Genomic DNA, 7,763 nt, shown 5'->3' with positions numbered 1-7,763 from the left:
GGCGGCGCGTGGCGCGCTTCTCCCGCACCGCCGCGCCGCCATGCGCGATGGCGACCGGCGCACCAGCGCCAGGCCCAGCCCCCGCGCCAGCAGGACGCAGCCGATCAGGATGAAGGCGGCGCGGAGGACGAGCGGCAGGGCCGGGTGCGTCATCGCCGCCGCCTCTACAGGCGCCGGGTGGCGGGGGCGCAGATGTTGCCCCCGTTGCGGATGGTGCGGATCCGCTCGTCCCCGGCCGAGCGCAGCTTGCGGCGCGGCCGGCTGACCTGGACATCGACGGCGCGGTCGAAGGCCCCGCTGTCCGGGCCGCGCGCCGCAGCGTGGCGCGGAGCACCGCCAGCAACTCCCCGGGCTGCTCGGCATGGCAGCCGCGGCTTCGAGACGGCGCTGGCGCTCGCCGCCGGCGGCCGTGTCATCATCGCGGGTCGCAACCCGGCGCGCGGCGCCGCGCCTTGCCGGAGGCGGCGGTGGCCTTCGAGCGCCTCGCCCCCGGCAGCCTGGCCTCGGTCGCGACCTGCGGCGAGCGGCTCAGCGCCGTGACGGCCACCCGCCACGCCCCCGGCCGCCCCCCCGCGCTCAGGCGCCGAAGCCGCCATCGATGGTGTGCATGGCGCCGGTGACGAAGCCGGCCTCCGGCCCGGCCAGCCAGGCGACCATGCCGGCCACGTCCTCCGGCTTGCCGTGCCGCTTCAGCGCCATCAGGGGATGCACGAGGTCCTTCAGCGGCCCGTCCGCCGGGTTCATGTCGGTGTCGATCGGGCCCGGCTGGACCACGTTCACGGTGATGCCGCGCGGCCCGAAATCATGCGCCAGGCCGCGCGCCATGCTCTGCAGCGCCGATTTGCTCATGGCGTAGGCCGACAGGCCGGGGAAGGGCACGCGGTCGCCATTGACCGAGCCGATGACGATGATGCGCCCGCCTTCCTTCATGCGCCGCGCCGCCTCCACCGAGGCATGGTAGGGCGCGGTGACATTGATGCGCACCAGCCGGTCCACCTCGTCCGGGTCCTGCTCCAGCGGGTCGCCGAAGATCGCGACGCCGGCATTGACCACCAGCACGTCGAGCGGGCCGCTGTCGCGCACCCGCGCGATCACCGCGTCGCGGTCGGCGCTGTCGGTGCGCGCGGCGCTGGCGCCGGTCTCGGCGGCCAGCGTCTCCGCCGCCGCCTGCGAGCCGGAATAGGTGAAGGCGACCCTGGCGCCCTCGGCGGCGAAGCGCCGCACGATCGCCGCCCCGATGCCGCGGCTGCCGCCGAGCACGAGCACGGATTTGTCCTGGAAACCGGCCATGCGGCCCTCCTTGAGATTGAATGTAGTGAATGCTACATAAATCCATCGGAGGCCCCGTCAAGGCATTTTGTATCGATGACTACAGAATCTCCGCGGCCGCGTGGCCGCCCCCGCCGCTTCGACCCCGAGGCGGCCCTGCCCATCGCCCAGCGGCTGTTCCACGAGCGCGGCTATGACGCGGTGAGCGTCGCCGACCTGACCGCCGCGCTGGGCATCAACCCGCCCAGCTTCTACGCCGCCTTCGGCAGCAAGGCGGCGCTCTATGCCCGCACCCTGTGCCGCTATGGCGCCATCGACGGGCTGCCGCTCTCCGAGATCCTGCGCCCCGGCCGCCCGGTGCCGGAGGCCCTGGCCAGCCTGCTGGAGGAGGCGGCGCGCCGCTATGCCGGCGGCAGCGCCGCCGCCGGCTGCCTGGTGCTCGAGGGCATGCGCTGCAACGATGCGGAGGCGCAGCGGGCCGCGCGCAGCCTGACCACCGCCTCGCTGGAGCGGATCCGCGGCTTCATCGCCGCCGACCATCCGGAGCAGGCCGAGGCGCTGACGGATTACGTCGCCACGGTGATGACCGGGCTCTCCGCCCTGGCGCGGGAAGGGCATGGGCCGGAGCGGCTGCTGTCCAGCGCCCGGCTGGCCGCCCAGGCCATCGCCGCGGCGCTGCCCGGCTGAGCGGCGCCGGCCGGCCTGGAGCAGCTGCTCCACCCGGATCGGCAAGTCGCGCACCCTGCGCCCGGCGGCGTGGAACACCGCATTGCCGATGGCGGCGACACCGAACTTCACCGCCCCGGCATTCTGCGTGCCCTCATGCAGCGTCAGCACGCCGTCGCGCCACTCGGCGACGGTGGCGGTCAGTTCCATCGGGTTCTGGAACTGCGCCGGCTGGCGGTATTCGGCCTCCACCACATGGGCGGCGTCGCCTCGGCGCCCGGCGAGTCGGGCAGGACGGCGAAGGGCTCGGCCGCGCAGCGCGGCCGGACCAGCCGGGCGGCCTCGGCGGCGATCATCAGCGCGTCGGCCACGGTCTCCGCGCCCAGCGCCAGCTTGAAGGCGTTGTGCCGGCCCAGCCGCGTCACCGTCACCGGCTCCGACACCGCGCTCGCCCTGGCGCGGCTGGGCTATGGGCTGGTGCAGGCGCCGCGCTACGGCATGGCGGCGGATTTCGCCGCCGGCACGCTGGCCGAGGTGCTGCCCGACTACCCGCCCTCCGCCATCCCGGTCTCCGCCCTCTATCCGCAGAGCCGGCCGCTCTCGCCGCGGGTGCGGGTCTTCGTCGACTGGCTGGTGCAGATCTTCCGCCCGTATCGCGGCTGAGCGCGCTCAGGCCCCAGCCTGGCGGCGGCGCAGGCCGCGCAGCAGCGTCTCCGCCTCCTGCCGCGCGCTGTGGGCGACCAGGGCGGCGAATTCCTCGACCAAAGCGGAGCGCGGCTGCCAGGCCGGGAAGAACAGCCCGTAGGGCAGCGGGATGGCGGGGGCGAAGGCGCGCAGCACCATCTGTGGCGCGGGCGAGGAGCGGGCGACGAAGGGATCGGCCAGCGCCACGCCGAGGCCGAGCGCCGCCATCTGGCAGACCACCACGCCGTTCGACGCCTCGAACCGCGCGCGCGGCGTCACCCCCGCCTCGCGGCAATGCCGCTCCAGCCCCTGGCGCAGCAGGGAGCGCGGATGCGTCACCACCATGTCGTGCCCGGCGAGGTCGGCCACATTCACCACCGGCCGCGCCGCCAGCGGATGGTCGCGCCGCATTACCGCGACGGCCTCCACCGCGCAGAGCGGCTCCACCTTCAGCCCGGCATGCGCCAGCGGCAGCACGGTGACGCCCATGTCGAAATGCTCCTGCTCCAGCACCGTCTCGGCGTCCAGGCGGATGCGGGTGTCGACCGTGGCGGTGAAGTCCGGCACGCGGGCGGCCATGGCGCGCAGCGCCTGGCCCAGCACGAAGCTCGCCACCTGCGGCGCGGTCAGCAGGCGGAGATGGTTGTCCTTCTTGCCCTGGCGGATGCCGCTGGCCAGCCGCGCCAGCCCGTCATGCCCGGCCAGCACCCGCTCGGCCTGCTGCCAGAAGCGCAACCCCTCGGCGGTCAGCGCCAGGCGGCGGTTCTCGCGGCTGAACAGGGCGAAGCCCAGCTCCTGCTCCAGCGCCGCCAGCAGCCGGCCCACCTGCGGCTGCGTCCGCCCCAGCCGCGCCGCCGCCTGGGAGACCGAGCCGCCCTCGACGAAGGCGCGCAGCGCCTCCAGTGACCGCAGATTGTGCACAAGCCCCTCCTGCCCCTGTGCGGAAACCGCATGATTTGCTCGGTATAATGCATTTGACGCATCGGGCGCGCTTGGGCATCGCTGACGCAACCATGACACCGGCCAGGGCGGCCGGGCAGCGAGGGTGCGAGCATGTCCGACAGCGATCACGGCAGTGCCGCCTGGCACGTCACCCCTTCGGCCTATGCCGCCGCGCGCGAGGCCGCCCATGCGATGCCGGCGGCGCCCGAATCCCGCTACCTGGCGATGCGCGATGGCTGCCGCATCGCCATCGATGTCTGGCGCCCCGAGGGCGCCACGGGCCCGGTGCCCGCCATCCTGATCCTGACGCCCTATTACCGCCGCTTCGCGGTGGCCGAGGGCAGCGAGGCGGACGCCATCCCCAATGCCGGCAAGTTCGTGCGCCATCTGGTGCCGCGCGGCTATGCGGTGGTAGTGGTGGATGTGCGCGGCACCGGCGCCTCCTTCGGCACGCGCGACAGCTTCCGCTCGCCCAAGGAGCGCGAGGACAGCCGCGAGATCGCCGACTGGATCGTGGCGCAGCCCTGGTCGGACGGGCGGATCGGCGCCACCGGCATCTCCTATCCGGGCGCGGCCTCGGACTTCCTGGCCAGCACCGGCCATCCGGCGGTGAAGGCCATCGCGCCGCTCTTCGCCGTCTGGGACACCTATGCCGACAATTACTATCCCGGCGGCATCCTGCTGAAGCAGCTTGCCAAGAGCTATGACGACCTCATGGTCGCCATGGACCATGACCGGCGCGACCTGCTGCGCAACTATGTCTACTACGCCAACCCCGATCTGCGCGGCCCGCATCCGGTGGATGAGGATGCGGATGGCAGCCTTCTGGCCGCGGCGCTGCGCGAGCATCTGGGCAATTTCCGCCAGCCGGATTTCATGGGCGAGTTCCGCTTCCGCGAGGAGCCGCTGCCCTACGATCCTTCTTTCAGCTCCGCCTCCTTCAGCCCCTATTCGGTGAGCGAGGGCATCCGCCCCGATGTCGCGGTGCTGGCGGTCTCCGGCTGGATGGATGGCGCGGGCTACGCCAATGGCGCCATTGCCCGCTATCTGACGCTGCGCGGGAACAAGGTGCATCTGCTGCTCGGCCCCTGGGACCATGGCGCGCGCTGCAATGTCTCGCCCTGGCGGCGGGAGCAGGCGTCCGAATTCGCGCTGCTCGGCGCGCTGCTGCGCTTCTTCGACCATTACCTGCTGGGGCGCGACACCGGGCTCGAGGCCGAGCAGCCGGTGCACTACTTCAGCCTGCATGCGGAGGAATGGCGCGGCGCCGCCTCCTGGCCGCCGGTCGAGAGCGTGCAGCGCCTGCATCTGGGCGAGGGCACGCTGGACGAGGCGCCGGGCGCGGCGGAACAGGAAAAAATCCGCGCCGACTTCGCCTGGGGCAGCGGCAGCGGCACGCGCTATGAGCGCATCGCCGGCATCAACAGCACCACCTACTACGCCGATTGGCCGCAGCGGGAGGCGCAGCTGCCCGGCTGGTCCTCGGCCCCGCTGGCGCGGGACATGGAGTTGACCGGGCATGGCTTGGCCGATCTCTGGCTCAGCGCCGACACGCCGGATGCCGCGCTGTTTGTCTATCTTTCGGAAGTCGAGGCGGATGGCACGGTGCGCTACGTCACCGAAGGCCTGCTGCGCGCGCTGCACCGCAAGGAGAGCCCGGCCCCGGCGCAGTACCGCACGACCTGGCCCTTCCGCTCCTTCCGGCGGGAGGATGCGGCGCCGCTGGTGCCGGGCCAGGTGGAGCGCATCCGCATCCCCCTGCTGCCAATCTCCTGGGTGTTCCGCGCCGGTTCGCGCATTCGCCTGTCCATCGCCGGCATGGATGCCGACCATTGCGTGCAGGTGCCGCATGGCCGCCCGCCGGAACTGCGCCTGCTGCGCGGCGGTGACCGGGGCTCGGCCCTGGAGCTGCCGCTGCGGCCGGCGCGCTGATTTCAGAACAAGGAAACGTCCATGCAACGCCGCCATTTCCTGGCCGCCACCGGCCTGCTCGCCACCACCGGCTGGGGCGCGCTGGCGCCGCGCCCGGCGCTTGCTCAAAGCGCGACGCTGCGCATCGGCCTGGGCGGCGCCTTCACCACGGTGGACCCGCATTTCTACCACGCGGTGCCGAACCACACCGTCGCCATGCACATCTTCGAGCGGCTGATCAACCGCGCCCCCGATGGCAGGCTGATCCCCGGCCTGGCAACGGAGTGGACGCCGCTCTCCGACACGCTGTGGGAGTTCAAGCTGCGCCCCGGCGTGAAGTTCCATGATGGCGGTGACTTCACCGCCGACGACGTGGTCTTCACCTTCGAGCGCGCCCGCGACGTGCCGAACAGCCCGGGCGGCTTCGGCGGCTTTCTCCGGGCGGTGCAGCGCGTCGAGGTGGTGGACCCGCTGACCATCCGCCTGCACACGCCGGTGCCGGCGCCTGATCTGGGGCCGAACCTCACCTATGTCGGCATCGTCTCCCGCCGCGTGGGGGAGGGTGCGACCACCGCCGACTACAATTCCGGCAAGGCCGCCATCGGCACCGGCCCGTACAAATTCGCCTCCTACACGCCGGGCAGCCGCGTCGAGCTGGCGCGCAACGAACTCTGGTGGGGCGAGAGGCAGGGCTGGGAGAATGTCTCGCTGCGGCTGATCACCAACCCGGCCGGGCGCAGCGCCGCGCTGCTCTCGGGCGATGTGGACCTGATCGACACGCCCTCCGTCACCGACCTGCCGCGGCTGCGCGAGGATTCGCGCGTTACCGTCGCCGCCATCCCCGGCATCCGCCTGCTCTATCTGACGCCCGATCTGTCGCGCGAGGGCGAAAGCCCCTTCGTCACCGATCGCAGCGGCAAGCCGCTGCCCAAAAATCCGTTCCGCGATCTGCGGGTGCGGCAGGCGCTGTCCATCGCCATCCAGCGCGACGCGCTGGGCGAGCGGGTGATGCTCGGCACCGGCGAGGCCACCGGCCAGTGGATGCCGCCCGGCGCCTATTCCTACGCGCCGGGCGTGACGCCGCCGAAGCCCGATCCGGAGCGCGCCCGCCGCCTGCTGGCCGAGGCCGGCTTCCCGGAAGGCTTCAACCTCACCCTGCACACGCCGAACGACCGCTACCCCAATGATGCGCGGCTGGCCCAGGCCATCGCGCAGATGTGGACGCGCATCGGCGTGCAGACGACGGTCGAGGCGATGCCCTGGAGCAGCTATGCCGCGCGCGGCGGCCGCCAGGAATTCTCCATGGGGCTGTGGGGCTGGGGCAGCGCCACCTTCGAGGGCGGCTACATGCTCAGCCAGTGCATGGCCACCCACAACCGGGAGCGCAGCCTGGGCCTGTACAATTACGGCCGCTACAGCAATCCCGAGCTGGACGCGCTGATCCTGCGCGCCACCTCCACCGTCGATGACGCGACCCGGGAAAAACTGCTGATCGAGGCGACGGAGAAGGCGATGGCGGATGTGCCGCTGATCCCGCTGCTGATGCTGCAGAACATCTGGGCGGTGCGGAAGGGCGTCACCCTCTCGCCGCGCTCGGATGAGCGGACGCTGGCCATGGACGCGAAGGCGGCAGGCTGATGAGCATGGCGCCCCGCCCCGATCCGCTGCCGCATCTGGCCCGCCTGGCGCTCGCCCAGGCGGAGGAGGGCCAGCCGCATTCCAGTTTCGCCGCGCTGGACGCGGCGCTGGCGGCGGTGGTCGGCCATCGCCTCTGCACCATCCAGATCCATTATCCGGGTGGCGAGGCCGAGCGCGTCCATTCCAACGTGCCGCAGCACTACGCCGTGGGCGGACGCAAGCGCGCCTCCGACGCGCCGCGCATGCGCGAGCTGATGCAGCATGGCCGCCCCATCCTGATCCGCACCGAGGCCGAGCTGCGCGCCAGCTATCCCGACCATGCCGGCGCCAGCGCGCTGGGCTGCGGCAGCGCCATGAACACGCCGGTGCGCTGGCAGGGCCGCACGCTGGGCCAGGTGAACCTGATGCATCAGGAGGGCTGGTACGGCGAGGAGGACCTGCCGCTGGTGCGCTGCTTCGCGCAATATCTGGTGCCCGCCTTCCTCGCCTTGGCCGAGGCCGGCTGACACCGCCCTATCACCACCACCCAGGCGCCGCGCGCCCGTCTTGGAGAGCATGAGCATGTTCGCTGGACTTCCCCGCCGCCGCCTGCTGCAGGGCGCCGCCCTGCTGGCCCTGCCCGCCGGCCCGGCGCGCGCCCAGGCGCCCTGGCC

At 72.4% G+C, this 7,763-nt stretch carries 8 protein-coding genes; 5 read left to right on the top strand and 3 right to left on the bottom strand.

What is annotated here, in order from left to right; all coding sequences use genetic code 11:
- Positions 1 to 576: 576 nt before the first annotated feature.
- Complete coding sequence (bdcA, locus tag HMPREF0731_RS06635; RefSeq protein WP_007003285.1) at positions 577 to 1,290, bottom strand: SDR family oxidoreductase; 714 nt, start codon at positions 1,288 to 1,290, stop codon at positions 577 to 579.
- 75 nt (positions 1,291 to 1,365) lie between these two features.
- Between bdcA and HMPREF0731_RS06630 the strand changes: the two genes are divergently transcribed.
- Positions 1,366 to 1,956 (top strand): TetR/AcrR family transcriptional regulator, encoded by a 591-nt coding sequence (locus HMPREF0731_RS06630; RefSeq protein WP_007003284.1) that lies wholly within the window; start codon positions 1,366 to 1,368, stop codon positions 1,954 to 1,956.
- A 179-nt stretch (positions 1,957 to 2,135) separates the two neighbouring features.
- On the opposite strand, the gene HMPREF0731_RS26085 is transcribed toward HMPREF0731_RS06630, so the two are convergent.
- A complete protein-coding gene (locus tag HMPREF0731_RS26085) occupies positions 2,136 to 2,360 on the bottom strand; it encodes a hypothetical protein (RefSeq protein ID WP_245538256.1) in 225 nt (74 codons plus the stop codon).
- Between HMPREF0731_RS26085 and HMPREF0731_RS26080 the strand changes: the two genes are divergently transcribed.
- On the top strand, positions 2,338 to 2,598 hold the full coding sequence (locus HMPREF0731_RS26080; protein ID WP_245538255.1) for a LysR substrate-binding domain-containing protein: 261 nt from the start codon (positions 2,338 to 2,340) through the stop codon (positions 2,596 to 2,598). The genes HMPREF0731_RS26085 and HMPREF0731_RS26080 overlap by 23 nt on opposite strands.
- A 6-nt stretch (positions 2,599 to 2,604) precedes the next feature.
- On the opposite strand, the gene HMPREF0731_RS06620 is transcribed toward HMPREF0731_RS26080, so the two are convergent.
- Complete coding sequence (locus HMPREF0731_RS06620; protein WP_007003282.1) at positions 2,605 to 3,540, bottom strand: LysR family transcriptional regulator; 936 nt, start codon at positions 3,538 to 3,540, stop codon at positions 2,605 to 2,607.
- A gap of 132 nt (positions 3,541 to 3,672) precedes the next feature.
- Between HMPREF0731_RS06620 and HMPREF0731_RS06615 the strand changes: the two genes are divergently transcribed.
- Genes HMPREF0731_RS06615 through HMPREF0731_RS06605 form a run of 3 tightly spaced genes read left to right on the top strand, consistent with a single transcriptional unit; the run spans position 3,673 to position 7,616 of the window.
- Entirely contained in the window at positions 3,673 to 5,493 is a 1,821-nt protein-coding gene (locus tag HMPREF0731_RS06615) for a CocE/NonD family hydrolase (protein ID WP_007003281.1), read from the top strand.
- A gap of 21 nt (positions 5,494 to 5,514) precedes the next feature.
- Positions 5,515 to 7,110: an ABC transporter substrate-binding protein gene (locus HMPREF0731_RS06610; protein ID WP_007003280.1), complete on the top strand. Its 1,596-nt coding sequence runs from the start codon at positions 5,515 to 5,517 to the stop codon at positions 7,108 to 7,110.
- Positions 7,110 to 7,616: a GAF domain-containing protein gene (locus tag HMPREF0731_RS06605; protein ID WP_007003279.1), complete on the top strand. Its 507-nt coding sequence runs from the start codon at positions 7,110 to 7,112 to the stop codon at positions 7,614 to 7,616. Before HMPREF0731_RS06610 ends, HMPREF0731_RS06605 begins: the two co-directional genes overlap by 1 nt.
- The last annotated feature ends 147 nt before the right edge of the window (positions 7,617 to 7,763 follow it).

This window comes from Pseudoroseomonas cervicalis ATCC 49957 (assembly GCF_000164635.1).
Lineage (GTDB): Bacteria > Pseudomonadota > Alphaproteobacteria > Acetobacterales > Acetobacteraceae > Pseudoroseomonas > Pseudoroseomonas cervicalis.
The sequence above is the reverse complement of the archived record's forward strand: the minus strand, read 5'-3'. Positions and strand labels throughout refer to the sequence as shown.

Excerpts from the sequence above, each read along its gene's own strand:
- HMPREF0731_RS06615 (WP_007003281.1), top strand. The coding sequence starts at position 3,673 with ATGTCCGACAGCGATCACGGCAGTGCCGCCTGGCACGTCACCCCTTCG.
- HMPREF0731_RS06630 (WP_007003284.1), top strand. The coding sequence starts at position 1,366 with ATGACTACAGAATCTCCGCGGCCGCGTGGCCGCCCCCGCCGCTTCGAC.
- HMPREF0731_RS06605 (WP_007003279.1), top strand. The coding sequence starts at position 7,110 with ATGAGCATGGCGCCCCGCCCCGATCCGCTGCCGCATCTGGCCCGCCTG.
- HMPREF0731_RS06610 (WP_007003280.1), top strand. The coding sequence starts at position 5,515 with ATGCAACGCCGCCATTTCCTGGCCGCCACCGGCCTGCTCGCCACCACC.
- bdcA (WP_007003285.1), bottom strand. The coding sequence starts at position 1,290 with ATGGCCGGTTTCCAGGACAAATCCGTGCTCGTGCTCGGCGGCAGCCGC.